Genomic DNA, 26,653 nt, shown 5'->3' on the forward strand with positions numbered 1-26,653 from the left:
CGCGGCCTTTGGTGACGCCCCCCTTGCTGCGACGCAAGGTGAAATCGCGGCTGGTGCTAAAGATCGGGCAGCGCCTGTCGCGCCGATCCCCAGCCGGCGAGCGCGCGCGACGCCGCGCGCTCGATCAGCGTATCGCGGTCGGTGACGGCGAAGATGTTCGCCGCGTCGATATCGCGCAGCTCGCTCCACGATACCGGCGCCGCGACCGGCGCGCCGCTGCGCGCGCGGGCGGAATAGGGCATGACCGCGGTCGCGCCCCGCTGGTTGCGCAGCCAGTCGATGAAGATGCGGCCCTTGCGCTTCGCCTTCGACATCGTGGCGACGAAGCGGTCCGGCTCGGCCTGCGCCAGGGCTTGCGCGAAACGGCTCGCGAAGTCCTTGACCGCCGGCCACTCCGCCTCCGGCGTCAGCGGCACGACGACATGGACGCCCTTGCCCCCCGACAGCATCGGGAAGCTCGTCAGGCCCAGTTCCGCCAGCTGCGCCTTCAGATGCTCGGCGGCCTTCTTGGTATCGCCGAAATCAAGGCCTTCGTCGGGATCGAGATCGAAGATCATGCGGTCGGGCTTTTCCAGGGCTGCGACCGACGATCCCCATCCGTGAAATTCGATCGTCCCCATCTGCACGCACGCGACCAGCCCGTCGGCGTCATCGACGTAAAGATAGTTCTCGGTGCTGCCGTCCTTTTTGCGGATCGGCACATGATGGACGTGATCGCCGAACGATCCGGCATCGTGCTTCTGGAAGAAGCAGGCCTTGCCGCGGCCTTGCGGGCATCGGACGAGACTGACCGGGCGGTTCGCGGTCCACGGCAGCATGATCGGTGCGACGGCCGCGTAATAATCGGCGAGGTCGCCCTTCGTGACCTTGCTGTCAGGGAAGACCAGGCGGTCGCTGCTGGAGACCTTGACGTGGATTTCGGGGCGCGCGGCGGCAGGCGCAGGTGTTTCCAGCCGCACCTCGTCGGCTGGCTGGTCCTCGCGCAGTCCGAGGAAACTCGGATGACGCAGTACGCCATCGGGCGTCGTCTCGGTATAGGCGATCTCTGCAACGAGTTTCGGCGTCACCCAGCGCGCGCCGCGAACCGCCGCGCGCGGGGCTTCGACGGTGGCCGTCTTGCGGGCCAGCCGCGCGAGCTTCGCCGACAGCGCGTCCATCGACGCTTGGTCGAACCCGGTGCCGACCTTGCCCGCATAGATCAGGCCGTCCTCGGCATGCGTGCCGAGCAGCAGCGAGCGAAACCCGCGTTTCTTGTCCGACGGCAGCCACCCGACGATCACGAATTCCTGCCGCCGCGTGCATTTGACCTTGAGCCAGGCGCGCGTCCGCCGTCCGCGATAGGGCGCGTCGGCGAGTTTCGACACGATGCCCTCGAACCCCTCGCGGCACATCGTCTCGAACAGCGCTTCGCCCGATCCGGTGACATGCTCGGCATATTGGATCGCGCCGTTTTCGGGCAGGACGGCGCGCAGCCGCTCCTTGCGCTGGACGTTGGGAAGATCGCTCAGATCCTCGCCATCGAGGGTCAGCAGGTCGAACGCGAAACACGTCATTGCGCGACCTTCGCTGATGGCCACCTTGAGCGTCGAGAAGTCCGGGCGCCCGTCCTTGAACGCGACGATCTCGCCGTCGATCAGCGCGGACGAGACGGGCAGCGCGGCGGCGGCGTCGGCGATACCCTGAAACTTGTCGGTCCAGTCGAGTCCGCTCCGGGTGAACACTTTCGCCTTGCCGCCATTCACCGCGATGAGCGCGCGGTAGCCATCATACTTGACCTCGTGAATCCAGCTGGAGCCTGTGGGGACGGTGTCGACGAGGGTGCAGAGCTGGGGTGAGGTAAACGAAGCAAGCGCCTCCGCCGCCTTTGTGCTCCCGCGAAGGCGGGAGCCCAGTCTGGATCCCCGCCTTCGCGGGGATACATTGTCAGGGGGCCTGCCCTCCGCAATTTCCTGCATCGTCAGCCCGGTTGCCACGCTCGTCAGCGCCGTTTCGGTGAGCACATCGGTGCCTCCCGCGTCCGCATCGTCGATCTTTCTCAGCAGCCAGTTCTCGCGCTTCTCCTTGTCCCGCGGCTTCAGGCGAATGAGCAGCCACTCGCCCTTCATCCGCTCGCCATCGAGCACGAAATGCAGGTGGCCCTTCTCCAGATCCTTCGCGCTCTTGCCCTCGATCGGCGCCCATGTGCCGCGATCCCACAACATCACCGTGCCGCCGCCATATTCGCCTTTCGGGATCGTCCCTTCGAAAGTGGCGTAACTGAGCGGATGATCCTCGGTGCGCACCGCGAGCCGCTTTTCGTCGGGGTCCAGGCTCGGCCCGCGCGTGACCGCCCAGCTTTTCAGGACGCCGTCGAGCTCCAGCCGGAAGTCCCAGTGGAGCCGGGTGGCGTCGTGCTTCTGCACCATGAAGCGCGCACGTCCTGAGCCTGTCGAAGGGTTCTGGCCGGGCGCTAGCGTGCCGGCCGGTTCGGCGGTCTTCGCAAAGTCGCGCTTGGCGTTGTAGGTGGAGAGGGGATCTTTCACGCTCTCCCCTCCCTGGAAGGGAGGGGCCGGGGGTGGGTGGCCCCGGACGACGCGCTCGCGTGGAGGTCGACCCACCCCCAACCCCTCCCTTCCAGGGAGGGGAGCAGACCGGACTCAAGCACGCTTGTTCGCCGCCGGTTTCCGAGGCGGTGTCGCCTTCTTCGCGGGCCCCTTCGCTGCCTCGCCGCTCTTCGCCATCGACTTCTTGAGCGCCGCCATCAGATCGACGACATTGCCGCTCGCCCGTCCGTCATCGTCACCCTTGTCCTCGATGATCTTGCGGTTCGACTTGGCCTTTCGCTTGCGCTCCACCAGCGCCTTCAGCGCATCGACGTAGCGATCGTGAAACTCGCCCGCGTCGAACTTGCCCGATTTCTTCGCGATCAGCGCCTCGGCGAGGTCGAGCAGCTCGGTGTCCGGCTTCGTGTCGGGGATGTCGCGAAAATAGCCCTGCGCCTTGTTCACCTCGTCGGCGTAGCGCAGCGTCTCCAGCACCATGCCGCGCCCGCACGGTTTCAGGCTCACGACATATTCGCGACCGCGCATCGCGAGCTGGCCGAGCCCGACTTTCTTCGTGCGTTTGAGCGCCTCGCGCAGGACGATGAAGGCTTCTTCCGCCAGATCGTCGGCGGGCACGACGAAATAGGGCTTCTCGTAATAGAGGACGTCGATCTCGTCCGCATCGACGAACTGGGTGAGCTCCAGCGTCTTCTTCGATTCCAGCTTCACCGCATCGATCTCATCCTGATCGAGCAGGACATATTCGCCCTTTTCGATCTGGTAGCCCTTCATGATCTCGTCGGCATCGACCGGACCGACCCCGGTCACGACCTTGTCGTAATGGATCGGCTTGCCGGTCGGTTCGTGGATCTGGCGGAACGAGATGGAGGCGCCCGATTTCGTCGCCGAATAGATCTCGACCGGGATCGAGACGAGCGCGAGGCGGATCTGGCCTTGCCAGTAAGCGCGAGCGGGCACGGGCGACGTTCCTTCGTTGCGGAGCCGATTCAATCGCTGAGAAACGGAGTCGTTCCCCAACGACGGTTTCGCTGATGCGGAAGCTCGGCTAAGGCGCGGAGATGGCCGACGATCCTCTCGCGCTGTTCGACGCCTGGTATGCCGAGGCAAGGGCGAGCGAACCCAACGACCCCAACGCCGTGGCGCTCGCGACTGCGGATGGCGCGGGGCGCCCGTCCGTTCGCATGGTGTTGCTGAAGGGGCACGGTCCCGACGGTTTCGTGTTCTACACCAACCGCGAAGGTCGCAAGGCGGCGGAGCTTGCCGACAATCCAAATGCGGCGCTGCTGTTCCACTGGAAATCGCTGCGCCGGCAAATCCGGATCGAAGGCCCCGTCACGCTGGCGAGCGACGCCGAAAGCGACGCCTATTTTGCCTCGCGCAGCCGCGATTCGCAGCTTGGCGCCTGGGCTTCCGATCAGTCCCGCCCGCTCGCCGACCGTGCGACGTTCGAGGCGCGGTTCGAGGCGATGACGACGCGCTTCGCGGGCGGCGACGTGCCGCGCCCGCCGCACTGGGGCGGTTACCGCATCGCGCCGCGCTCGATCGAATTCTGGCAGGATCGCGCGCACCGGCTTCACGAACGCCGTGTGTTCACGCGCGCCGGCGACGGCTGGACGGAGGGGATGCTCTACCCATGACTCGCGACGAACGCCGCCGGATCATCCCGCTCGCGATGCGCGCCGCGCTCGCCAGCGTCGCGATGGCGTGCTTCCTGCTGGCGCTGAAGGGATTTGCGGCGTGGCACACGGGATCGGTCGCGATGCTCGGTTCGCTCGCCGACACCGCGCTCGATCTGCTGGCGAGCCTCGTCACCCTCTACGGCGTGAAGCTGGCGGCGGAGCCGGCGGATCACGACCACCGCTTCGGTCACGGCAAGGCGGAGGCGCTGGCGGCGCTGTTCCAGGTCGCGCTCATCACCGCGTCGGCGGCGGGTATCGCCTGGCGCGCGATTCTGGCGTTCGGCAACCCCAATGCGACTGCGGATGCCGAATTCGGCGTTGGCGTATCGATCGTCGCGATCCTCGCCACCCTGGTGTTGCTGGCCTATCAGCGCAGCGTCATCCGCAAGACCGGATCGGTCGCCATCCTCGCCGATAACGTCCACTACCAGTCGGACGTTCTGCTCAACGGCTCGGTCATCGTCGCGCTCGTGCTCGACCAGTATTTCGCCTGGCGCTGGGCCGATCCGCTGTTCGGCATCGCGATCGCCGCCTGGCTGGCGTGGAATGCGTTCGGCGCGTCGTCGAACGCGATCGACCAGCTGATGGACAAGGAATGGCCTGAGGATCAGCGCGCCGCCTTCCTTGACGTCGCCGCGCGCCAGCCGGGGCTGAAGGGCATCCACGATTTCCGCACCCGCCGATCTGGCAGCCACGATTTCGCGCAGTTCCACATGGAGGTGGAGCGTGAGCTGACGGTCGCGCAGGCGCACGATATCGTCGAAGGGGTCGAGCGCAACCTGCGCGACGTTTTCCCCAAGGTCGAGGTGCTGATCCATCTCGATCCCGAAGGGCATGTCGATACCGACAATCCGCTCGTCGAAGCGGACGTGACCCCGCATTGGTTCGGGAAGCGGCTATGAGCCGCATAGGGTTCGGAAAACGGCTATGAGAATCCCCTTCGCCCAGATTGATGCCTTTGCCGACGCCGCGTTCACCGGCAATCCCGCGGCGGTGATGCCGCTTTCATCCTGGCTCGACGATGACGTGCTCCAGCGGATCGCGGCCGAGAACAAGCTCTCCGAAACCGCGTTTATCCTGCCCGACGAAAGCGGCGAGGCGGATTTCGAGCTGCGATGGTTCACCCCGACTGCCGAGGTGGTGTTGTGCGGCCATGCGACGCTCGCGAGCGGGCACTTCGTCCTGTCGTCCGACACGACGCGTGACGCGGTCCGCTTCCGCACCCGCAAGGCCGGCGTGCTTGCCGTCGAGCGGGACGGCGCCGGCTATGCGCTGGCGCTGCCGGCGTGGGGGCCTTCGCCCAAGCCGCTGCCGGAGATCGTCGCGGCGCTCGGACTCGATACGGTCGTGGAGACGCTGTGGCATCCGCATCGCTACGGCCTGATCGTGGTCGAGAACGCCGCGGTGGTGCGTGGTCTCGACCCCGACTTTAGAGCGTTGGCGCGGGAAGGCGACGTGCTGACGATCGTGACGGCGCCCGGCGACGATACCGATATCGTCAGCCGCGTCTTCGCGCCCGGCGCAGGGATCGACGAGGATCCCGTGACCGGCTCCGCTCACGCGGTGATGGTGCCCTATTGGACGAACCGGCTCGGCCGTGACCGCTTCACCGCGTTCCAGGCGAGCGCGCGGGGCGGGCGGCTGACGTGCCGGCTGGATGGGGAGCGCGTTGTGCTTGGCGGTGCGTGCGTGACCGTGATCGAGGGGACGTTCCTGCTGCCCTGACCTGATCCTCCGCGGCACGGGGAGGGGGACCAGCGAAGCTGGTGGAGGGGGCGTTCCTCAAACGATGTCGCTGGAGGAAACCCCCCTCCGTCAGCGCTGTGCGCTGCCACCTCCCCGCGCCGGGGAGGACTTTTTTGCGCTGCCGATCACCCCGAAAACATCGCCCATCGTTTCGACGACCGGGTGCATCTTCCCCTCGTCGGTGTGGCCCAACCGGATCAGCACCGTCCCGCGCCCGGGACCTACCGACGGACTCGCCATCACGAACTGGCCGAGATGCCCTTCCATCGCCGCGAGGTCCGCCGGCCCCTTCGACGGAAACAGTGACGGGGTCCCATCGGCACCGCCCGCCCGGTTGAGCCATGTCTGCCCGCCATATTCGGCATTGGTCGGAGACGGCGTCTTCATGAACGCGAGCCACTCGGGCGGCACAACCTGCCGCCCGTTTGCGGCTTTTCCATCGAGCAGCAGCATCCCCATCCGCCCCCAGTCATCGAGGGTCATCCGGATGATCGACCCGCCGATCTGGGTGCCGGCGCCGTCGAATTCCAGCGCGGCACTCGTCACGCCCGCAGGGCCGAAGAGCCGCGCCTGCGCGAAGTCGCGATAGGCCGTGGCCCGCACACGCGGATCGCGCGACGGCGTGAGCGCGCGGGTCACGATCTCCGCGAGGATGACCGTCGTCAGCGAGCTGTATTCGAACGTCGCACCCGGCGCTGCCTCGAGCGGCTGGGCGATCGCGCGTGCGGCCATGTCCTGCGTGCCGCCGACGAACAGGACCTGGTTGGTGTCCGATTTCTCGACCGGATCGCCGACCTCGGTATGCCGCAATCCGGAGCGCATCTGGAGCAGCATGCGCAAGCTGATCGTCGCGCGGCGGTCGCCCGGCCGGCGCCACTCCGCGATCGGTGCGGGCGCGTCGAGCGACAGCTTGCCGTCAGTGACAAGCATCCCGACGAGCATCGCGGTCACCGTCTTGGCCATCGACCAGCTGATGAAGCGGTTCGCGTCCGAATAGCCGGGTTCGTACATCTTCGCCGCGACGCAGCCATTGCTGAGCAACAGCACGGCGCGGGTTTCCGGGCGCTGCGTGAACAGCGCATCGAGGTTCGGCTGGACCGCCGACAGGTCGATCCCCGCACAACCGCCATGCTGCGCGATCGGCGCGCGGACCGGCGCCGCGGTCGTCGCCAGCAGCAGCGGCAACAGAACGGCGAGGATCGGCTTGCGCGGCATGATGCCGACGATACGATGCGCGCCCATGAAGGCAAGGCGCATCGCGGTCGCAATCGCAGTTCTGATCGTCGCGATGCTTGCGGGCGGGTGGCTCTATGTCCGCAGCATCACGCCGCAGCTCGAACTCGGCGTCGGCTATGCCGCGCGGGTCGCCTGCGGATGCCGCTTCGTCGAGGGACGGACGCTCGCGAGTTGCCGCACCGATTTCGAGGCCGGGATGGAACCCATCCGCCTGAAAGAGGATGCTGCCGCAAAGAGCGTCACGGCATATGTGCCGCTGATCGCGAGCCGCACGGCGCGGCTCGATCCCGTCCTGGGCTGCCAGCCCGCGCCGTTCACCGGAACGCCGATCGCGGTGCATTGAGCGAAGCTGCACTGGCAACGCCCGCGATATTTGCTAGAGCCTCGTCCGGTTTATGGCGTCCAATCCCCCAGAAGACGTGAATTTCACGCTCCACCGCGACGGCGGCACCGTGCGCGATCGGCTCGGCCGTGCGTGGGCGCGCCGCTGGGTCAAGGCGCTTGCGGTGCTGTTAGGCCTGTTCCTGCTCGGCATTCTCGCCTTCTGGCTGATCTTCGCGCGCGACCTGCCATCGGTGTCGCAGCTCAGGACCTACGAGCCGCCGCTGCCGACGAACGTGCGCAGCAATGACGGCACGCCGATCTATTCCTACGCCCGCGAGCGACGGGTCGAGCTGTCCTTTGCGGAATATCCCCCGCTGCTGGTGAAAGCGTTCCTGTCGGCCGAGGACAAGACCTTTTTCGAGCATCACGGCCTCGATTATCCTGGCCTCGTCCGTGCGGCGTTCCAGGGCATCACGACGGGCAAGACCCCGCGTGGCACCTCGACGATCACGCAGCAGGTCGCGAAGAACCTGCTCGTCGGCAACGAGGCGAGCTACCGGCGCAAGATCCGCGAGGCGATCCTTGCCTACAAGATCGAGGATACGCTCACCAAGCCGCAGATTCTCGAGCTCTATCTCAACCAGATCGCGCTCGGCCGGAACGCGTTCGGTGTGGAAGCGGCGGCGCACGCCTATTTCGACAAGGAGCTGGACGAGCTGACGCTCGCGCAGATGGCGTATCTCGCGATTCTTCCGAAAGGCCCGTCCAACTACGATCCGTTCCGCCACACCGACCGCGCGCTGGAACGCCGGGGCTATGTGCTGGGCGAGATGCTGAAGAACGGGTTCATCACCCAGCCGCAATATCAGGAAGCGATGGCCGAACCGCTCGGCGCGATCATCCGCCGCACGCCCAAGTTCGAGCGGGTGGGCGGCTATTTCGTCGAGGAGGTCCGCCGCCAGCTGATCGCGAAGTTCGGCGAGAACGAGAAAGACGGCCCTTTCAGCGTCTATTCGGGCGGGCTGTGGGTGCGCACCTCGCTCGATCCGCGCATTCAGGATTATGCCGCGAACGCGCTGCGCGAGGGATTGCTGCGCTATGACGCCGGGCGCGGCTGGGCGGGGCCGCTGCGCCATGTCGATATCGATGGCGACAAGTGGCTGGGCGCGCTGCTCAACACCAACATCAGCCTCGACTACAAGGACTGGCGCGCCGCTATCGTGACCGCGACCGGTGGCAGCATCGCGACGATCGGTTTTGCCGATGGCAGGACCGGCGACCTGCCGCGCTACGGCGCGCAGATGCCGGTGCGCGGCAAGGGCGGCACCGCGTTCGCGGCGCTGAAGGTCGGCGACATCGTCGCGGTCGCTCCTGACGGCGGCAATTTCGCATTGAAGGCCGTGCCCAAGATTTCGGGCGCCTTCGTGGTCGAGGAGCCGGCAACGGGTCGTGTTCTCGCGATGCAGGGCGGGTTCGATTCCACCCTCCAGGCGTTCAACCGCGCAACGCAGGCGGAGCGCCAGCCGGGTTCGACGATCAAGCCGATCGTCTATGCCGCCGCGCTGGAACACGGGATGACGCCGTCGTCGATCGTCGTCGACGGGCCGTTCTGCGTCTATCAGGGCGCAGCGCTCGGCCAGAAGTGCTTCCGCAACTTCGGCAACATGCGCGGCGCCGGCCCGCATACGATGCGCTGGGGCCTCGAACAGTCGCGCAACCTGATGACCGTCCAGATCGCCAACAAGACCGGCATGACCAACGTCGTGGCGCTGATGAAGGCGATGAACGTCGGCGACTATCAGCCCTATCTCTCCTATTCGCTGGGCGCCGGCGAGACGACGGTCAGCCGTATGGTCAATGCCTATGCGGTGCTGGCGAACAACGGCAAATGGCACCCGCCGAGCCTCGTCGATTTCGTCCAGGATCGCCACGGCAAGGTCATCTGGCCGGAAAACTGGCGCGCGTGCGATGGCTGCAACGCGCCCGACTGGAACGGCAGGCCGATGCCGCGGCCGGGCATGCGCGGGCGCCAGGTGCTCGACGCGATGAGCGCGTATCAGATGGTGCATATCGCGGAAGGCGTGATCCAGCGCGGCACCGCGACGGTGCTGCGCGATCTCGACCGGCCGATGTTCGGCAAGACCGGCACCAATACCGGGCCGAAGGACGTGTGGTTCATCGGCGGCACCCCGCAGATGATCGGCGGCGTCTATATCGGCTATGACAGCCCGGTGAACCTCGGCGGCTATGCACAGGGCGGCACGCTGGCCGCACCGATCTTCAAGTCCTTTGCGGTGAAGGCGTATGAGGGGATGGAGAAGCTGCCGTTCCGCGCGCCACCGGGCATCCGCATGGTGCGCGTCGACCGCGCGAGCGGGCGGCCGGTCTATGGCGCCTGGCCGAACATGGACGATCCGAAGCCTGCGGTGATCTGGGAAGCGTTCAAGCCCCTCGCCGAGGCGCGCCGGGCCGCGCGGCGTCCGGGTGCCGCGCCCACGGCCGCCCCGACCGCGACCGTCCAGCCGCGCGCCACCCAGCAGTCGGACAGCGATTTCTTGCAAAGAGAAGGCGGAATCTACTAGCCCGCCACCCTATATCGTGACGGCGGCATCCCCGTTGTCCTTCGAATTATCTGGAGTTTCCCTATGCGCGCCGAAGCGCAGGCCCATGTCGACAGCATCAACGAGGCGCTGGCGCTGCTGCGCCGGTTCCTCGATTGGGACCGCGCGCTGCGCCGGCTTGACGAGCTCAACGCGCGCGTTGAGGACCAGGCACTGTGGAACGATCCGAAGGCGGCGCAGGCGGTGATGCGCGAGCGTCGGCGCCTGGATGAAGCGATCACCGCGACCCGCAAGATCGAGAGCGAGCTTTCGGACACCATCGAACTCATCGAAATGGCGGAAGCCGAAGGCGACAGCGAGATGGAGACCGAAGCGGTCGCCAGCCTCGGCGAACTATCGAAGCGCGCGCAGGGCGACAAGGTGAAGGCGCTGCTGGCCGGCGAGGCCGACGCCAACGACACCTATATCGAGGTGAATGCCGGTGCCGGCGGGACGGAAAGCCAGGACTGGGCGGGCATGCTCAGCCGCATGTATTCGCGCTGGGGCGAGCGTCACGGGCTGAAGGTCGAGCTGATCGACCAGCATTCGGGCGAGCAGGCGGGGATCAAGTCTGCGACGATGCTGCTCAAGGGCGAGAACGCGTACGGCTATGCCAAGACCGAGAGCGGCGTTCACCGCCTCGTCCGCATCAGCCCCTATGACAGCGCGGCGCGGCGGCACACCTCGTTCGCCAGCGTGTGGGTCTATCCGGTCATCGACGACAATATCGATATCGAGATCAACGAAAGCGATCTGCGCATCGACACCTACCGCGCATCGGGCGCCGGCGGGCAGCACATCAACACGACCGATTCGGCGGTGCGCATCACCCATCTGCCGACCAACATCGTCGTGCAGTGTCAGAACCAGCGATCGCAGCACAAGAACAAGGCGGAAGCCTATAACCAGCTGCGCGCGCGCCTCTACGAGCGCGAGCTGGCCGAGCGCGAAGCCGTGGCGAACGCGGAAAATGCCGCCAAGACCGATATCGGCTGGGGCCACCAGATCCGGTCCTACGTCCTCCAGCCCTATCAGCTGGTGAAGGACCTGCGCACCGGCGTGACCTCCACCAGCCCGTCCGACGTGCTCGACGGCGACCTCGACGAATTCATGGCCGCCGCGCTATCGCAGCGCGTGACCGGCGAGAAGGTCGAGGTGGAGGACGTGGATTGAGACGAGCGGGGGTTTGGCTGGCGCTGATTGCGCTCACGTCCGGCGTGGCGGCGTGCGACGGCGCGACCCCGCTCATCAAGAAGCATGAAGACGCGCCGGGTCCGTTCCCGGCGGCCGACCGCCCCGTCGCCAGCATCGTGTCGGCACGCTGGTCGACCGAGGAGGAGCGCGACCGGCTGAACGAATCGGGCGAGGTGATGGCGGGCGCCGCGATGAAGCGCGGGATGACCGTCGCCGATATCGGCGCGGGCGAGGGCTATTACACCATCCGCCTGGCGCAGCGGGTCGGCGCGAAGGGCAGGGTGCTGGCGGAGGATATCGTGCCCGCGGTGCGCGACGCGCTGGCCGAACGCGTCGCGCGCGAGCGGCTGGACAATGTCAGCGTGCGGCTTGGTGAGCCTGCCGATCCGAAGCTGCCCGAAGACAGTTTCGACCGCGTATTCCTGGTCCATATGTATCACGAGATCGCGCAGCCCTACGAGTTCCTGTGGCGGCTGCGGCCTGCGTTGAAACCCGACGGGCTGGTCGTCGTCGTCGATGCCAACCGAATCACCCGCAACCACGGCACCCCGCCGGCGCTGCTGAAATGCGAGTTCGCCGCGGTCGGCTACCGGCAGATCGAGATGAAGGACATGCCATCCGCCGGCGGCTATCTGGCGACCTTCCAGGCGGTCGGCCCGCGTCCCGCGCCGGCGGATATCCGCGCCTGCCGGATGCGTGCCAACACGCCCCTGGCCCCTAAAGCAGCCCCGCCGCCCGAAAGCTGAACCGGCTGCCGGCGGCCATGATGAGATGGTCGTGCAGATGCGCATCGATCGCCGCGAGCGCCTGCGACAGCCGCCGGGTCAGCGCGAGATCGGCCTCGCTCGGCCGCGGATCGCCGCTGGGGTGGTTGTGCGCGAGCACGACCTCGCGGGCGCCGAAGGCGAGCGTATCGATGGTGATGCTACGGAACGGCAGCTCGACCGTACTTGCGTCGCCTGCGCCGCAATGCCGCAGGCCGAGCAGCGCGCCGCGACGGTCGAAATAGGCGGCTGCGCACAATTCCCTCGGCGCCTTGGCGAGCGGTTCGAACAGTGCAGCAATGGGATCGTCTCGCCCCTCCATTCGGCCAAACATGACGCGCGGCGACTTCCCGTCACGCGTCGACTGATCCGTTTCGGTGCGACCGGCATCGCGGCTTGGCGACTCGCCGCGGCTTCGCTACGCCTCCGGTCATGCGCCAATATCTCGATCTGATGTCCCGCGTGCTGAACGAGGGCGCGCGGCAGGACGACCGTACCGGGACCGGCACGCTCTCGATCTTCGGGCACCAGATGCGCTTCGATCTGGCGCAGGGCTTCCCGATGCTCACGACGAAGAAGCTCCATTTCCGATCTATCGCCATCGAATTGCTGTGGTTTTTGCGCGGCGACACGAACGTGCGCTGGCTGCAGGAGCGCAAGGTCAGCATCTGGGACGAATGGGCGGACGAGGGCGGCGATCTCGGCCCCGTCTATGGCAAGCAGTGGCGCGACTGGGAGACGGCGGACGGGCGCCGTATCGACCAGATCAGCGATCTGATCGGGCAGATCCGCACCCAGCCGGCCTCGCGCCGCCAGATCGTGACCGCGTGGAACCCCGGTGAACTCCACGCGATGGCGCTCGCGCCGTGCCACTGCCTGTTCCAGACGCATGTCGCGAACGGACGGCTGTCGCTTCAGCTCTATCAGCGTTCAGCCGACATCTTTCTCGGCGTGCCGTTCAACATCGCGAGCTACGCGCTGCTGACGGTGATGCTGGCGCAGCAATGCGGGCTTGAGCCGGGCGACTTCATCTGGACCGGCGGCGACTGCCATCTCTACGCCAACCATCTGGATCAGGCGCGTGAGCAACTGACGCGCACCCCGACAGCGCTGCCGCGGCTGGAGATCGTCCGCAAGCCGCCGGCGATCGATGGCTATGAATATGAGGATTTCGTGCTCCACGATTACGTCGCGCAGGCGCATATCAAGGCGCCGGTCGCGGTCTGACGTGCCGGTCACGCTTCACCTCGCGCGCGCCGCCAATGGCGTCATCGGCGTCGACGGACGCCTGCCCTGGCATATCCCGGCGGACCTGAAGCGCTTCAAGGCGCAGACGATGGGCCGCGCGATGGTGATGGGGCGCAAGACGTTCGAGAGCTTTCCCGCACCACTGCCGGGGCGGCGCCACATCGTGCTGACCCGCGATCCAGACTGGACCGCGGCGGGGGCCGAGGTGGCGCACAGCCTCGACGCCGCGCTGGCGCTCGCCGGTCCCGATGCGGCGGTGATCGGCGGGGCCGAGGTGTTCGCGCTGGCGCTGCCGCATGCCGAACGGATCGAGCTGACCGAGGTGCACCGCGATTACCCGGGGGATGCGGTCGTGCCGCCCTTCGCGGGGTGGCGCGAGGTCGCGCGCGAGGACTTTGCGGCGCAGGGCGATCGGCCCGCCTACAGCTTCGCAACGCTGATCCGGGAGTGAGCGTATCCCCGCGAAGGCGGGAATCTAGACTGGGTTCCCGCCTTCGCGGGAACACATCGGGACGCACTAGCACCGCGCTGTTGCCCCCTCTATAGCCGCGTCATGCAGCGGCTGGACGGCGGCGCAGCGGTTCCCGACGCCCTTGCCGGCGGGATCGTCGCGCTGGGCAATTTCGACGGATTTCATATCGGGCATCAGGCCGTCATCGGCCAGGCCGTCGGATGGGCGCGGCGCGAGGGGCGACCCGCGATCGTCGCGACGTTCGATCCGCACCCCGTCCGCCACTTCCGCCCGGACGCGCCACCTTTCCGCCTGACCACCCTCGATCAACGCGAGCGGCTGTTCGCGAGTGCGGGTGCCGATGCGATGGCGGTGTTCCACTTCGACGCGGGGCTGGCGGCCCTGACCGCAGAGGCATTCGTCAGCGAACGGCTCGTGGGCGCGCTCCACATCGCAGGCGTGGTGACGGGGTCGGACTTCACCTTCGGCAATCGCAAGGGCGGCACTGTCGCGACACTCGCCGCGGCAGGTCAGGCGTATGGCTTCGGCGTGGAGACGGTGGGGCCGGTCGCCTTCGATGGCGAGGTCGTCTCCTCGACGCGCATCCGCGATGCGCTGAAGGCAGGTGACATGGCGACCGCGGCGAAGCTGCTGACGCGGCCGTTCGCGATCGAAGGAGTTGTCCAGCACGGCGACAAGATCGGCCGCACGATCGGCTATCCGACCGCCAATATCGACATGGGCAAGTATCTGCGCCCCGCCTACGGCATCTATGCGGTGCGCGGGCGGCTCCCCGACGGGCGCGTGCTGGACGGCGCCGCGAACCTCGGCATCCGCCCCAGCTTCGATCCCCCGCGCGAGATGCTGGAGTCGTACTTCTTCGATTTTACCGGCGATCTCTACGGCCAGACGATCGCGGTCGAACTGGTGGCGTATCTGCGTCCCGAGGCAAAGTTCGATACGCTGGACGCGCTCACGGCGCAGATGGACGCGGATTGCGCGCAGGCGCGGCGCGCCTTAAGCGCTCAGCACCCATGACCGACACCACCGACACCCCTCAGCGCGACTGGCGCGATACCGTCTTCCTGCCGAAGACCGACTTTCCGATGAAGGCGGGGCTGCCGCAGAAGGAGCCTGCGATCCTCGCCAAGTGGCAGGCGGCGAACCTCTACGACCGGCTGCGCGACGCGCGGCGCGGGCGCGAGAAGTTCATCCTCCACGACGGCCCGCCCTATGCCAATGGCGACATGCATATCGGGCATGCGCTGAACCATATCCTGAAGGACATGGTGGTTCGCACCCAGTCGCTGCTGGGCAAGGACGCGCCCTATGTGCCCGGCTGGGACTGCCACGGCCTGCCGATCGAATGGAAGGTCGAGGAGGAGTATCGCAAGAAGAAGCGCAGCAAAGATGACGTGCCCGCTGACGAGTTCCGCGCGGAATGCCGGGCCTATGCGCAGAAATGGGTCGATATCCAGCGCGAGCAGCTGAAGCGGCTGGGGATCAATGGCGACTGGGACCATCCGTATCTGACGATGGATTTTCAGGCGGAGGCGACGATCGTCACCGAGCTGATGAAGTTCGCCGAGAGCGACCAACTTTATCGCGGGGCGAAGCCGGTGATGTGGTCGCCGGTGGAAAAGACCGCGCTGGCCGAGGCCGAGGTCGAGTATGAGGACATCACGTCGACGCAGATCGATGTGGCGTTCGAGATCGTCGAGGCGCCGAATGCGCCGGAGCTGGTCGGCGCGCATGCGGTGATCTGGACGACGACGCCGTGGACGATTCCGGTGAACCAGGCGCTCGCTTATGGGCCGGAGATTGAGTACCGTCTTTGCCGCAAACGCCAGGATGACGGGCGGCAATATTTAATCGCGCTGGACCTCATTGGTGTGACGGAAGCGCGTGTCGGCAATCTTGTGCCGATACAGGCGATCAAGGGCTCGCAACTTGCCGGCGCCGTTGCCCGCCACCCGATTTACAACTTCCTCCGTCACCCCGGCGAAGGCCGGGGTCCCGCTTCTTCTTCTGGCGCGGGCGAAGGCAGCGGGAGCCCAGATCAAGTCCGGAGTGAAGGGGAGTGGGAGCGGGCGCTCGCGTTCTTCGCCAAGCCTCGCCCATTCCTTCCCGGCGATTTCGTCACCACCGATGCCGGCACCGGCCTCGTCCATATGGCGCCCGATCACGGCGAGGACGATTTTGAGCTTTGCAAGGCGTACGGCATCGATCCGGTCTTCGCGGTCGAGGCGGACGGGAAATACCGTGCGGACTGGGCGTGGCTCGGCGGGCAGGGGAGCGTCATCAATACCAGGTTCGTCGCGTCGGACGGGCCGATTTGCTCCGATCTGCGCGCGGCGGGCGGGTTGCTCGCTGCGAGCGACGATTTCCGGCACAGCTATCCGCATAGTTGGCGGTCGAAGGCGAAGGTGATCTTCCGCTGCACGCCGCAGTGGTTCGTGTCGATGGATCGGCCCCTCTCCCAGCGGGAGAGGGAGGGAGCGGCGGAGCCGCGGAAGGGTGAGGGCGGCACGGCTGACGTCGCGCACTCGCCCTCACCCCGCGCTGCTGCGCAGCTTGCCCCTCTCCCGCCGGGAGAGGGGATCGACACGCTGCGCACCCGCGCCATTGCCGCCATCGCCGACACGAAATTCTACCCCGAAAAGGGCCGCAACCGGATCGGGGCGATGGTCGAGGGGCGGCCCGATTGGGTGCTCTCGCGCCAGCGCGCGTGGGGCGTGCCGATCACGCTGTTCGTCGATCGCAAGACGGGTAAGTATCTGAAGGACCCGGCGGTCAACGCGCGGATTATCGCGGCTGTGCGTGCGGGCGGGGTGGATGCCTGGTCCGACGCGCGGGCGCAGGAGTATCTGGGCGAGGCCTACCGCGCAGAGGATTTCGAGCGCGTCACCGACATTCTCGACGTGTGGTTTGATTCGGGGTGCACCCATGCCTTCGTGCTGGAAAGCGGGCGGTGGCCGGATTTGACGTGGCCGGCGAACCTGTATCTCGAAGGCTCCGACCAGCATCGCGGGTGGTTCCAGTCGTCGCTCCTCGAAAGCTGCGGGACGCGGGGGCGGGCGCCGTATGATGCAGTGCTGACCCACGGGTTCACGATGGATTCGAAGGGCATGAAGATGTCCAAGAGCCTCGGCAACACGATCAATCCGCTCGACCTGATGCGCGATTACGGGGCGGATATCCTGCGGCTGTGGGCGCTGTCGGTCGATTTCACCGAGGATCACCGGATCGGGAAGGAAATCCTGGCCGGGGTCGCGGACCAGTATCGCAAGCTGCGCAATACATTCCGCTATCTGCTGGGGGCGCTTGACGGGTTCAGCAAGGCGGAGCGGGTCGCGCCGGCGGACATGCCGGAGCTGGAGCGGTATGTGCTGCATTTGCTCCGCGCGCTGGACGTGGAGATGAAGGCGGCGGTCGAGGGGTATGACTTCAACCGCTACGTCCGCGCGCTGACCGATTTCGCGAACGAGGACCTGTCGGCCTTCTTCTTCGATATCCGCAAGGATTCGCTCTATTGCGACGCGGCGGACGATCCGAAGCGGCGCGCGTATCGGACGGTGCTCGACACGCTGTTCCACGCGCTGGTGCGCTATGCGGCACCGGTGCTCGTCTTCACCGCGGAAGAGGTGTGGCAGACACGCTATCCCGATGCGGAGTCGGTGCATTTGCTGGAGTGGCCGGAGTTGCCCGCTGCCACGGCGGATGACAATGCCGTCGCCCAGCGCTGGCTCGCCGTGCGCGCGTTGCGGGAACGGGTGACCGAATCGATCGAGCCCTTACGTCGGGAGAAAACGGTGCGGTCGAGCCTCGAAGCCGAGGTTGTCGTGCCAGACATGCCGCTGGACGCCGATGCGCTGGCGGAGGCATTCATCGTGGCGAAGGTGTCGGCGGGCGATAGCGTCGATGTGATCCGCACCGACTTCCTCAAATGCGGCCGCTGCTGGCGGCATCTGCCCGAAGTGAGCGAGGACGGCGCGCTGTGTGCCCGGTGCGAGAGCGTCGTGAGCGAGGTGGTCGCGTGACCCGCGCGATGCCCCGCCTCGGCCTGATGCTCGCGGGCGCCATCTTCGTGCTCGATCAGCTGGTGAAGTGGATCGTCACCGGGCCGCTCGGCATCGCCACGCTGGGTGATGCGAAGACGCTGCTGCCGATCTTCGACCTGCGTTTCGTCCCCAATATCGGCGTCTCGCTCGGGCTGATTCGGGCGGACAGCGACGCGATGCGCTGGGCGCTCGTGGTGCTCACCGCGGCGATTGCCATCGGCGTGGCGGTGTGGATGTTCCGTGAGCCGCGGCGCGGCGATCAGGTCGCGCTCGGGCTGGTGCTCGGCGGGGCGCTCGGCAATATCGTCGACCGGGTTCGGTTCGGCTATGTCGTCGATTTCGCCGACCTGCACTTCGGCGAATGGCGCCCGTTTCTCGTCTTCAACCTGGCCGATGCGGCGATTACCATCGGCGTGCTCATCCTGCTTGCGCGCGCGCTTCTGATCCGCGACAAGCCGCGTGCCCCTTCGGAGAATGTGAATGCGTAAGACCGTCCTCATCGCAACCGGCCTCGCCGCCGCGGCGCTGCTCTCCGGTTGCGGCAAGCGCGGCTACGACCGTGCGCGCCCCGACGAGTTCGCGGTCGCGCGGCAGGCGCCGCTCATCATCCCGCCCGATTTCGCGCTGGTCCCGCCGCAGCCGGGCGCCGCGCGCGTGCAGGCTGGCAACCCGCAGCAGGATGCGCTGAGCGCGCTCTTCGGCGACAATACAGGCCGCTCGGGCGCCGAGCGTGCGACGCTGAACGAGGCGGGCGACGCCGATGCGGGCATCCGCTCCGATGTGGGCGATCCGGGCACCAATGTCGTCGACAAGGGCCAGACGACGCGCGACATCATCGCAGCGCCGCAGGGCGACGGTCAGGATGCCCGCGCGGCGGTGCCGCAGGCTGGGGCGGCGCCTACGCCAGCTCCCACGCCTGCTCCGACGCCCACGCCTGCCCCAACAACGACGCCGCAATAAGCTCGCGTCTGTCGGACGATGGTTCGGACAGCTGAATAGAGCGCCACCGTGCTCCCGCGCACGCGGGAGCCCAGAGTTTCAAACGGTGGCGCCTGTTGCCCTGGACTCCCGCCTGCGCGGGAGTACAATTGCTGTAACGCCGCGCTGGGCGAAATACGCCCATCCGTTCGCCCTGAGCGAAGTCGAAGGGCAAGCGCCAGGCACAGTGCTTCGACTTCGCTCAGCACAAACGGGAAATTGCGCTGGCTTCCTTAAAACGCCGCGCTGAGCGAGAACACGACCGTCGGATCGGTGATCGAAGACCCATCCGTCGTCTTCGCCAGGTTCGGCTTGAGATACGCCGATTCGCGGTCGCCGATATCGGTATCGACATACGATACGCTGAGCGTCAGGTTCTTGTAGACCGCCCAGTCTGCGCCGAGGTTCCAGTCGACATAGTTGCCGGTGGGCGCGAGGCTGGTGCCGTTCGGGCCGAGGCCGGGATTGCCCTTCGACGCGCCGATATGCGCGCGCAGCGTCACCGGTGTATTGGGAATGCCCGCGGTCGCATCGCCGGTGATGTAGAGATTGTCCCACCGCTTCGGATCGCGCTGGATGCCGGCGGCATAGTCGGCGGCGCTGTCATAGATGCGGCCGAGCGAGGTCTGGGTCGGCGCGTAATAGACCCCGGCGGTCAGCGTCGCGGGGCCGGCGGTGCCCGACAGCCGGCCGAAGAACTCGACGACATCGCTTTCGGAATAGCCGCCCGGATAGGTGTACCACGTTACCCCGGTATCGATCGTCGCGCTGCCGAAGGTGTGCTTGTAGCCGCCAATCGCATCGAGCTCCATGTTCGCGCCGCCGAACGTGCCCCAGCCGGACAGGTTGGATGCGAAGGTGCCGATATAGAAGCCGCTCTCATGCGCGATCGTCAGCGATCCCTGGACCGCGGCATGCTTGTCGGTCTGGGAAATGCCGCGCAGGCGATAATCGCTGTAGACGCCGACCGTGCCGCTGACGGTGACGGGCGGCGGCGGTGCCGTATCCTGCGCGAATGCAGGCGTGGCGGCGGCGAGCAAAAGCCCGCTGAGAAGTGAGTGGGAGAAGCGCATCGGTGTCCTTTCGGAAACGAAGAATGAGGGCCGATGTCCCCGCCTGCCTGTCGCCGGCGCCGCATCTGTCGGGCTGAAAGCCCCGCGCGGTCTTGCAACGACCCCCGGATAGTGCGCGTCTCTGCTGCGGCGCACAAGAGATTTGTTACGTCCCGGTTGCATCTCGGGACAGATCGTTGCGCGAGTGCAACACTCCCGCATCACCCCGGCCTCGCTTCAAGGTGACGATCGGCGCTGGCCTCTACATGGCTGCCGAAAACCGCCGCAACCCCGCTGCAAGATCGGCGATCAGGTCGTCGGTGTCCTCCAGTCCGATCTGGAGCCGGACGAGCGGGCCTGCGAAGTCGGGCGCTGTCGCCGTGCGATGCCGGGCGGGATCGATCGGCAGCGCGAGGCTTTCAAACCCGCCCCAGCTGTAACCGATCCCGAAGAGGTCGAGCCCGTCGATCAGCGCCGCACGCGCCGCCTCGTCTCCGCCATTCAGGGCGAAGGCGAAGAGACCGGACGACCCGAGAAAATCGCGCTTCCAATAGTCGTGCCCGGGGCAGGACGGGAGCGCGGGGTGAAGCACGGTCGCGATTTCGGGCCGCGCGGCGAGCCACTGCGCGATGCGCAGCGCGGAGGCTTCGTGATGCTTCAGCCGCACCGCCATTGTGCGCAGCCCGCGGCTGCCGAGCCAGGCGTCGTCGGGGCTCGCGACCTGGCCGAGCTGAAAGCTGGTCTCGCGCAGCCGCGCGAAATGGCCCGGCGCGGCAGTCACCGAACCCAGCATCACGTCGGAATGCCCGACGACATATTTGGTGCAGGCGAGGATCGACAGGTCGATTCCGTGTTCGATCGCCGGAAAGAGCAGGGGGGTCGCCCAGGTGTTGTCGAGGATCGTCACCACGCCGCGCGCCTTTGCTGCGGCGACGATCGCGGGCACATCCTGCACCTCGAAGGTCAGGCTGCCGGGACTCTCGATCAGGACCGCGCGGGTGCGTTCGCCGATCAGGTCGGCGATGCCCGCACCGATCATCGGATCGTAGAAGCGGGTCGTGATGCCCATCCGCTTGAGCAGCCCGTTCGCGATGCCGCGCGTCGGGTCATAGGCCGAATCGACGCAGAGCAGTTCGTCGCCGGGCGCCAACACTGACAGCAAGGCGGCTGCGATCGCCGCCACGCCCGACGGATAGAGGAACGTCCCCTCGGCACCCGGTTCCAGCTCGGTCAGCGCATCGGCGAGCGTCCACTGGGTCGGCGTGCCGCGCCGGCCGTAGAACAGGCGGTGGTGCGTGTCGCGCGCGCCCGACGCGCGCAGGTCCGCGACACTGTCGTAGAGGATCGTTGAGGCGCGCCAGACCGGCGTGTTGACGATGCCAGCCGTCCATTCCTTGCGGCGGCCTGCGCCGACGACGCGCGTGGAATTGCCGGTCTTCGCCCTGATATCGCTCACGCCGCTATCGCTCACGCCGCGCCCATCGCCTTTTGCGTCGTGCGGTCGGCGCCCCATTCGGACCAGCTGCCGTCATAGACCGCCGCGTCATTGCCGAGCAGGTGCGCGCCAAAGGCGAGGACCGAGGCGGTAATGCCCGAGCCGCAGGTGGTGACGAGCGGCTTCGACAGGTCGATGCCGGCACCCTCGAAGGCGGCCTTAAGCGCATCGCCCTGTTTCCAGGTGCCGTCCGGGTCGAACAGATCAGCATAATACAGGTTCTTCGATCCCGGAATATGGCCGGCATGGGTGGCAGGCCGGGGATCGGGCTCCTCGCCGGTGAAGCGCGCTTCGCTGCGGGCGTCGAGCACTTGCTCCGCGCCGCTTTCGACATTGGCCTTCATCTGCGCGAGATCGCGCACGCCCGTGGTGTCCGACCACACGGTGAAGTGCCGGTGGCGATGCTGCTCGCGTCCGCTCGCGACCTCGCGGCCCTCCGCCTGCCACTTGGCGAACCCGCCATCGAGGATCGCGACGTCGTGCGCGCCGAACGTCCGGAGCATGAACCAGGCCCGCGCCGCGGTGTGGAGCGGCGAGTTGTCGTAGAGGACGATCCGGCTGCCGTCGCCCAGACCCAGCGACTGCATCCGGCTGGCGAACTTTTCGGCCGGGGGCAGCATCATCGGCAGGTCGGACGACGTATCGACGATCTCGCCCAGGTCCATGAAGACCGCGCCGGGAATATGCGCGGCTTCGTGCTCGGCAGCGCCGCTGCGCTTGTGCTCGGGCAGGAACCAGCTCGCATCGACGACGCGCAGGTCGTTCGCGCCAAGCTCGCCCGCGAGCCATTCGGTCGTCACCAACGCGTCCATCGCTTCGCCTCCTCGCCCGATTTGGTGCGCGAAGCCTAATCCCTCCCGCTTTCGGCGTCGAGGGAGGACAGGAACTCGGCCGCTCGGCCACGCACCGCTTCGCGGTCGCCCGCATCCATTCGCTGCCAGTTGCGATAGGGCATGGCGAGGCGCGGGTTGCGCGCCAGCTTCGCCTCGTTGCGCGCGAGAAAGTCCCAGTAGAGCGCGTTGAACGGGCAGGCATCCTCGCCCACCCGCGCCTTCACGTCATAGCGGCACTGCCCGCAATAATCCGACATGCGGTTGATATAGGCGCCGGACGCCGCATAGGGCTTCGACCCCAGCAACCCGCCATCGGCGAACTGGCTCATGCCGAGCGTGTTGGGCAACTCCACCCATTCATAGGCATCGGCATAGACCTCAAGATACCATTCATGCACCTGTTTCGGGTCTGCGCCGATGAGCAGCGCGAAGTTCCCGGTCACCATCAGTCGCTGGATGTGATGGGCATAGGCATGGGTCAGCGTCTGCCCGATCGCGTCTGCCAGGCAACGCATGTCGGTGTCGCCGGTCCAGTAGAAGCCGGGCAGATCGCGCGTCGCGTTCAGGAAATTGCGATCGACATAGTCCGGCCCCTCGCGCCAGTAGATGCCGCGGACATATTCGCGCCACCCGATGATCTGGCGGATGAAGCCTTCCGCCGCGTTGATCGGCACCTTTCCCTTATCGTGTGCGGCCGCGACCTTGCGACAGAGGTCGAGCGGATCGAGCAGCCCGACATTGATGTAGGGGGAAAGGACGGCATGCCAGAGGAACGGCTCCCCGGTCAGCATCGCGTCCTGATAGTCGCCGAACCGGGCGAAGGCATGGGTGAGGAAATGCCGCTGCTGCTTCAGAGCATCGGCGCGCGTCACCGCGAAGTCGAAGCCGTCGAGCGTGCCCGGATGGTCGCCGAAACGTCTCGCGACGAGCGCGAGAACGTCGCGAGTCATATCGTCCGGCGCAAAGGATAGCGGGCGCGGCATAAGGAGATCGGCCTGCGCCGGCTTGCGGTTCTCGGCATCGAAGTTCCACCGCCCGCCGACGGGTTCGTCGCCGTCCATCAGCAGCCCGGTCTTGCGGCGCATCTCGCGGTAGAAATATTCCATCCTGAGCGCCTTGCGACCCTCCGCCCACGCCTCGAACTCGGCATGGCTCGCGATGAAGCGGGTGTCGGGGGCGATCGTCACCGGGGTGCCGAACAGCGTCTCCCAGCTTTCGATCGCGGCGCGCACCCGCCATTCGCCGGGTTCGGTGACGACGATCCGATCCGGCGCGTGCCGTTCGACCGCGCGGGCGACCTCCCCGGTAAAACTGCCGCTATTGTCGGGGCCGTCGAGCGCGACGTAATCGACCGTCCATCCCGCGTCGCGCAGCGCCGCTGCGTGGTGGCGCATCGCGGATAGGATGAAGGCGATCTTCTTCTTGTGGTGGCGGACATAGGTCGTCTCCTCCGCCACCTCCATCATCAGGATCGTCGTGGAATCCGGGGAGGCCTTCGCCAGCGACCAAAGGTCGAGCGACAATTGATCGCCGAGCACCGGGATCAGCGTTCTTTGCTTTGCCGTCACCGCGCCCTACATCCCCGCGCATGAACCCGTCCGACCTTCAGCCGAAGCATCTCGGCCAGACCAGCAGCCTCCCCGCATCGCCAGAAGCCGCGATACTCGATTACGTTCCGAACCCGAGGGTCGGGCGCACCTATCTCGTTCGCTTTGCGGTGCCCGAGTTTACATCGCTCTGCCCGGTGACCGGTCAGCCCGACTTCGCGCATCTCGTCATCGATTATGTGCCGGGCGATACCATCGTCGAGTCGAAGTCGCTGAAGCTGTTCCTCGGCGCCTTTCGCAACCATGCCGCCTTTCACGAGGATTGCACGGTCGGAATAGGAGAACGGCTCGTCGCGGAGATGGCGCCGCAGTGGCTGCGCATCGGTGGCTATTGGTATCCCCGCGGTGGTATTCCCATCGACATATTCTGGCAGTCGGGTGCGCCACCCGCAGACCTGTGGCTGCCGGATCAGGGCGTGGCGAGTTACCGCGGCCGGGGCTGAAAAATTGATGAAGATCATGCGCTTTCAGCGCTTCTGCAGTGCAGCATAAACGCAACCAAAGTCCGTGTCGCCCGTTTGGCAATCGAACCCTCGCCCTGCGCGCGGGACAGCGACAAAAGGCACGAGGATGACGACGTTCGAGTCTGGACGGAAAATCGGGCGCATCGCGCTCATCGGAAACTTCCTGCCGCGCAAATGCGGTCTGGCGACTTACACCACCGATACCTATCAGGCCTTGCGCGCGCGTTTTCCGGACATGGCCGTCGACGTCTATGCGATGGACGACCATCCGGGGCGTTACGACTATCCGCCAGCCGTCGTGTCGGCGATCCCCCAGCAGGAACGCGCCGCCTACATCGCCGCGGCCCGTCAGATCGAAGCGAGTGGCGCGGAAGCGATCTGGCTCCAGCACGAATACGGGATATTCGGCGGATCGGCGGGCGAGCATATCCTCGCATTGCTCGACCGGACGTCGCTGCCGCTGATCGTCACGCTGCACACCATCCTCGAAAAGCCGAGTGCCGAAGAGCGTGCGGTCATGGAAGGGCTGCTTCGGCGCGCCGCGCGGGTCGTCGTGATGGCGGAGCGCGGGCGCGAAATCCTCCAGCGGGTCTATGGTGCGAATGCGAAATCGGTGGTGATGATCCCGCACGGCGTGCCGGACCGGGAACTCGCTGATCCGGACACCCTCAAACCGCGTTTCGGCTGGTCGGGGCGCAAGGTCATCCTGACCTTCGGCCTTCTGGCACCGGGCAAGGGGATCGAAACGCTGATCGATGCCATGCCCGCCGTGGTCGAACAGAATCCCGACGCGATGTATGTCGTGCTCGGCGCGACGCACCCCAATCTGGTGGCGCATGAGGGGGAGAAATATCGCAACGGCCTGAAGGCACAGGCCGCGGCGCTTGGCGTGGCGGACAATGTCTCGTTCATCGATGCGTTCGTCGATTATGAGGATTTGCTCGACTATCTGCAGGCGGCGGACATCTACGCCACGCCTTATCTCAACCCGGCGCAGATCACCTCCGGTACGCTCAGCTACGCGGTGGGCGTCGGCAAGCCGGTAATTTCCACGCCCTATGTCCACGCCACCGAGATTCTGGCCGACGGTCACGGCGTGCTCGTCGATTTCCGCGACAGCGCGGCCTTCGCGCGCGAGATCAACACGCTGCTCGGCAACGCGCGCAATCGCCAGCGCTTGTCGGAGCGTGCCTATGCTCGCGGCCGGACGATGATCTGGCCCAAACTGGTTGAAACAGCGATGACCGAAATCGAACAGATCGTCGCCGCGCGCCCGCAGCGCCTCGCGAAGCCGGCCAAGCCATCGACGCTTGCTCCTGATCTGAGTGCTGTCGTCCGGATGAGCGACTCCACCGGCATGTTCCAGCACGCGATCTTCTCGATCCCCGATCGTCGCCACGGCTATTGTATCGATGACAACGCGCGTGCGCTGATGCTGATGACGGCGATGCCCGATCTCGATGACGAGACGCGGGATCGCTGGACGACGACCTACGCGTCGTTCGTCCAATATGCCTGGAACCCGGACAAAAGGCGGTTCCGGAACTTCATGAATTTCGACCGGACCTGGTGCGAGGACGAGGGGTCGGAAGATTCGAACGGTCGAACGCTGTGGTCGCTCGGCGTCACCGCGCGCGATGCGCAGGCGCGCAAGCACCGCGATTGGGCGACGGCCATGTTCGACACGACCGCGAGCATCGCGTTCGACATTCAAAGCCCGCGCGCGCAGGCGTTCGCGATGCTCGGCGCCGCCGCGATGCTGGAAGCCTCGCCCGGGCACCAGCTGGCGAAATCGATCCTGGAGCGTTTCCCCGATCAGCATCTCGCGCTCCTTGATGAGGCGCGCCGCCCGGAATGGCAGTGGTTCGAGATCGTGCTGGCCTATGACAATGCGCGCCTGCCCGAGGCGATGCTGCGCGCTGGCACGGCACTCGGACGCGCTGACCTCGTCGCGTGCGGGCTCAAGACGCTCGACTGGATCATCGGCAAGCAGACCTCGCCCGATGGCCGTTTCCGCGCCATCGGCAGCGAGAGCTTCGGCCGCGCCTATGCCGAGCCGCTGCCATTCGATCAGCAGCCGCTCGAGGCGCAAGCGTCGATCGACGCCTGTCGCGCGGCGTTTGACGCGACCGGCGACCGGCGGTGGTTCGACGAGGCGGAGCGCGCCTATCACTGGTTCCTCGGCGTGAACGACCTCGATCTGCCGCTCGCCACCGCGCAGGACGGCGGCTGTTTCGACGGGTTGATGCCGCACGGCCTGAACCGCAATCAGGGCGCTGAGTCGATTATCGCGCTCCAATTGGCGTCCTGCGGCATTTCTGCCCTTTCAAAGCAGGTCGAAAGCATGGCAGGCCCCGCCCGGGTCGTCGCATAGCAGC

The 26,653-nt window shown here is 66.5% G+C and carries 22 protein-coding genes and 1 pseudogene; 15 read left to right on the forward strand and 8 right to left on the reverse strand.

The genetic code is table 11. The annotated features are described in order from the left end of the window. Positions 1-56 precede the first annotated feature (56 nt). Positions 57-2,522, reverse strand: a complete 2,466-nt coding sequence (gene ligD, locus BOS5A_RS01910; protein ID WP_151953542.1) for a DNA ligase D — start codon at positions 2,520-2,522, stop codon at positions 57-59. A gap of 114 nt (positions 2,523-2,636) precedes the next feature. Beyond that, complete coding sequence (gene ku / locus BOS5A_RS01915; protein ID WP_151953543.1) at positions 2,637-3,500, reverse strand: non-homologous end joining protein Ku; 864 nt, start codon at positions 3,498-3,500, stop codon at positions 2,637-2,639. Between the two features lie 101 nt (positions 3,501-3,601). On the opposite strand from ku, the gene pdxH reads away from it, so the two are divergent. The 3 genes from pdxH to BOS5A_RS01930 are packed head-to-tail and all read left to right on the forward strand — an operon-like array spanning position 3,602 to position 5,947. Beyond that, on the forward strand, positions 3,602-4,180 hold the full coding sequence (pdxH, locus tag BOS5A_RS01920; protein ID WP_151953544.1) for a pyridoxamine 5'-phosphate oxidase: 579 nt from the start codon (positions 3,602-3,604) through the stop codon (positions 4,178-4,180). Further along, entirely contained in the window at positions 4,177-5,124 is a 948-nt protein-coding gene (locus BOS5A_RS01925; RefSeq protein WP_151953545.1) for a cation diffusion facilitator family transporter, read from the forward strand. The genes pdxH and BOS5A_RS01925 overlap by 4 nt, the downstream gene beginning before the upstream one ends. 25 nt (positions 5,125-5,149) lie before the next feature. After that, entirely contained in the window at positions 5,150-5,947 is a 798-nt protein-coding gene (locus tag BOS5A_RS01930) for a PhzF family phenazine biosynthesis protein (RefSeq protein WP_151953546.1), read from the forward strand. Positions 5,948-6,037: 90 nt separating this feature from the next. Here the strand turns inward: BOS5A_RS01930 and BOS5A_RS01935 are convergent, their stop codons facing one another. Next, positions 6,038-7,225, reverse strand: a complete 1,188-nt coding sequence (locus tag BOS5A_RS01935; protein ID WP_151953547.1) for a serine hydrolase domain-containing protein — start codon at positions 7,223-7,225, stop codon at positions 6,038-6,040. Between BOS5A_RS01935 and BOS5A_RS01940 the strand changes: the two genes are divergently transcribed. The 4 genes from BOS5A_RS01940 (at position 7,209) to BOS5A_RS01955 (ending at position 12,068) form a co-directional block, all read left to right on the forward strand. After that, complete coding sequence (locus tag BOS5A_RS01940; RefSeq protein ID WP_151953548.1) at positions 7,209-7,547, forward strand: hypothetical protein; 339 nt, start codon at positions 7,209-7,211, stop codon at positions 7,545-7,547. The genes BOS5A_RS01935 and BOS5A_RS01940 overlap by 17 nt on opposite strands. 52 nt (positions 7,548-7,599) lie before the next feature. Continuing rightward, positions 7,600-10,110: a penicillin-binding protein 1A gene (locus tag BOS5A_RS01945; RefSeq protein ID WP_151953549.1), complete on the forward strand. Its 2,511-nt coding sequence runs from the start codon at positions 7,600-7,602 to the stop codon at positions 10,108-10,110. Between the two features lie 63 nt (positions 10,111-10,173). After that, on the forward strand, positions 10,174-11,301 hold the full coding sequence (gene prfB / locus BOS5A_RS01950) for a peptide chain release factor 2 (RefSeq protein ID WP_151953550.1): 1,128 nt from the start codon (positions 10,174-10,176) through the stop codon (positions 11,299-11,301). After that, on the forward strand, positions 11,298-12,068 hold the full coding sequence (locus BOS5A_RS01955) for a class I SAM-dependent methyltransferase (RefSeq protein WP_151953551.1): 771 nt from the start codon (positions 11,298-11,300) through the stop codon (positions 12,066-12,068). Before prfB ends, BOS5A_RS01955 begins: the two co-directional genes overlap by 4 nt. Here BOS5A_RS01955 and BOS5A_RS01960 read toward each other — a convergent pair. Next, positions 12,040-12,408, reverse strand: coding sequence for a JAB domain-containing protein (locus BOS5A_RS01960; RefSeq protein ID WP_234419156.1), 369 nt, complete (start codon positions 12,406-12,408; stop codon positions 12,040-12,042). The genes BOS5A_RS01955 and BOS5A_RS01960 overlap by 29 nt on opposite strands. A 110-nt stretch (positions 12,409-12,518) precedes the next feature. Between BOS5A_RS01960 and BOS5A_RS01965 the strand changes: the two genes are divergently transcribed. The 6 genes and pseudogenes from BOS5A_RS01965 to BOS5A_RS01990 form a co-directional block, all read left to right on the forward strand. After that, positions 12,519-13,313 (forward strand): thymidylate synthase, encoded by a 795-nt coding sequence (locus BOS5A_RS01965; RefSeq protein WP_151953553.1) that lies wholly within the window; start codon positions 12,519-12,521, stop codon positions 13,311-13,313. A gap of 1 nt (position 13,314) precedes the next feature. Continuing rightward, a complete protein-coding gene (locus tag BOS5A_RS01970) occupies positions 13,315-13,785 on the forward strand; it encodes a dihydrofolate reductase (RefSeq protein WP_234419157.1) in 471 nt (156 codons plus the stop codon). 102 nt (positions 13,786-13,887) lie between these two features. Further along, positions 13,888-14,823 carry a bifunctional riboflavin kinase/FAD synthetase gene (locus tag BOS5A_RS01975; protein WP_151953555.1) on the forward strand — a complete coding sequence of 312 codons (936 nt, stop codon included), beginning with the start codon at positions 13,888-13,890 and terminating at the stop codon, positions 14,821-14,823. After that, positions 14,820-17,825 carry an isoleucine--tRNA ligase gene (gene ileS, locus BOS5A_RS01980; protein ID WP_151953556.1) on the forward strand — a complete coding sequence of 1,002 codons (3,006 nt, stop codon included), beginning with the start codon at positions 14,820-14,822 and terminating at the stop codon, positions 17,823-17,825. The genes BOS5A_RS01975 and ileS overlap by 4 nt, the downstream gene beginning before the upstream one ends. A gap of 8 nt (positions 17,826-17,833) precedes the next feature. Continuing rightward, positions 17,834-18,334: a signal peptidase II gene (gene lspA / locus BOS5A_RS01985; RefSeq protein ID WP_151954448.1), complete on the forward strand. Its 501-nt coding sequence runs from the start codon at positions 17,834-17,836 to the stop codon at positions 18,332-18,334. Next, a pseudogene (locus BOS5A_RS01990) lies at positions 18,327-18,731 on the forward strand (DUF3035 domain-containing protein); the annotation flags it as partial. The gene lspA and the pseudogene BOS5A_RS01990, both read left to right, overlap by 8 nt. 326 nt (positions 18,732-19,057) lie before the next feature. On the opposite strand, the gene BOS5A_RS01995 reads toward BOS5A_RS01990, so the two are convergent. The 4 genes from BOS5A_RS01995 to BOS5A_RS02010 all read right to left on the reverse strand — a co-directional run bounded on the left by BOS5A_RS01995 (position 19,058) and on the right by BOS5A_RS02010 (position 23,772). Next, complete coding sequence (locus tag BOS5A_RS01995; RefSeq protein ID WP_151953558.1) at positions 19,058-19,897, reverse strand: TorF family putative porin; 840 nt, start codon at positions 19,895-19,897, stop codon at positions 19,058-19,060. 241 nt (positions 19,898-20,138) lie between these two features. Next, positions 20,139-21,389, reverse strand: a complete 1,251-nt coding sequence (metC, locus tag BOS5A_RS02000; protein ID WP_151953559.1) for a cystathionine beta-lyase — start codon at positions 21,387-21,389, stop codon at positions 20,139-20,141. After that, positions 21,344-22,183: a sulfurtransferase gene (locus BOS5A_RS02005; RefSeq protein WP_151953560.1), complete on the reverse strand. Its 840-nt coding sequence runs from the start codon at positions 22,181-22,183 to the stop codon at positions 21,344-21,346. The genes metC and BOS5A_RS02005 overlap by 46 nt, the downstream gene beginning before the upstream one ends. Before the next feature lie 35 nt (positions 22,184-22,218). Next, positions 22,219-23,772: a cryptochrome/photolyase family protein gene (locus tag BOS5A_RS02010; RefSeq protein ID WP_151953561.1), complete on the reverse strand. Its 1,554-nt coding sequence runs from the start codon at positions 23,770-23,772 to the stop codon at positions 22,219-22,221. Positions 23,773-23,792: 20 nt separating this feature from the next. Here BOS5A_RS02010 and queF point away from each other — a divergent pair, with 20 nt between their 5' ends. Both queF and BOS5A_RS02020 read left to right on the forward strand, forming a co-directional pair. After that, positions 23,793-24,254: a preQ(1) synthase gene (gene queF, locus BOS5A_RS02015; protein ID WP_151953562.1), complete on the forward strand. Its 462-nt coding sequence runs from the start codon at positions 23,793-23,795 to the stop codon at positions 24,252-24,254. Between the two features lie 127 nt (positions 24,255-24,381). Further along, on the forward strand, positions 24,382-26,649 hold the full coding sequence (locus BOS5A_RS02020; RefSeq protein ID WP_151953563.1) for a glycosyltransferase family 4 protein: 2,268 nt from the start codon (positions 24,382-24,384) through the stop codon (positions 26,647-26,649). Positions 26,650-26,653: the final 4 nt, after the last annotated feature.

The organism is Sphingomonas sp. EC-HK361, assembly GCF_902498785.1.
Classification (GTDB): Bacteria; Pseudomonadota; Alphaproteobacteria; order Sphingomonadales; family Sphingomonadaceae; genus Sphingomonas.

Coding starts and splice junctions, on each gene's coding strand:
- queF (WP_151953562.1), top strand. CDS start 23,793: ATGAACCCGTCCGACCTTCAGCCGAAGCATCTCGGCCAGACCAGCAGC.
- BOS5A_RS01925 (WP_151953545.1), top strand. CDS start 4,177: ATGACTCGCGACGAACGCCGCCGGATCATCCCGCTCGCGATGCGCGCC.
- BOS5A_RS02020 (WP_151953563.1), top strand. CDS start 24,382: ATGACGACGTTCGAGTCTGGACGGAAAATCGGGCGCATCGCGCTCATC.
- lspA (WP_151954448.1), top strand. CDS start 17,834: ATGCCCCGCCTCGGCCTGATGCTCGCGGGCGCCATCTTCGTGCTCGAT.
- prfB (WP_151953550.1), top strand. CDS start 10,174: ATGCGCGCCGAAGCGCAGGCCCATGTCGACAGCATCAACGAGGCGCTG.
- BOS5A_RS01995 (WP_151953558.1), bottom strand. CDS start 19,897: ATGCGCTTCTCCCACTCACTTCTCAGCGGGCTTTTGCTCGCCGCCGCC.
- BOS5A_RS01945 (WP_151953549.1), top strand. CDS start 7,600: ATGGCGTCCAATCCCCCAGAAGACGTGAATTTCACGCTCCACCGCGAC.
- metC (WP_151953559.1), bottom strand. CDS start 21,389: ATGGGGCGCCGACCGCACGACGCAAAAGGCGATGGGCGCGGCGTGAGC.
- ileS (WP_151953556.1), top strand. CDS start 14,820: ATGACCGACACCACCGACACCCCTCAGCGCGACTGGCGCGATACCGTC.
- BOS5A_RS01935 (WP_151953547.1), bottom strand. CDS start 7,225: ATGCGCCTTGCCTTCATGGGCGCGCATCGTATCGTCGGCATCATGCCG.
- BOS5A_RS01960 (WP_234419156.1), bottom strand. CDS start 12,408: ATGGAGGGGCGAGACGATCCCATTGCTGCACTGTTCGAACCGCTCGCC.
- pdxH (WP_151953544.1), top strand. CDS start 3,602: ATGGCCGACGATCCTCTCGCGCTGTTCGACGCCTGGTATGCCGAGGCA.
- BOS5A_RS02005 (WP_151953560.1), bottom strand. CDS start 22,183: ATGGACGCGTTGGTGACGACCGAATGGCTCGCGGGCGAGCTTGGCGCG.
- BOS5A_RS01930 (WP_151953546.1), top strand. CDS start 5,150: ATGAGAATCCCCTTCGCCCAGATTGATGCCTTTGCCGACGCCGCGTTC.
- BOS5A_RS01940 (WP_151953548.1), top strand. CDS start 7,209: ATGAAGGCAAGGCGCATCGCGGTCGCAATCGCAGTTCTGATCGTCGCG.
- BOS5A_RS01975 (WP_151953555.1), top strand. CDS start 13,888: ATGCAGCGGCTGGACGGCGGCGCAGCGGTTCCCGACGCCCTTGCCGGC.
- BOS5A_RS01965 (WP_151953553.1), top strand. CDS start 12,519: ATGCGCCAATATCTCGATCTGATGTCCCGCGTGCTGAACGAGGGCGCG.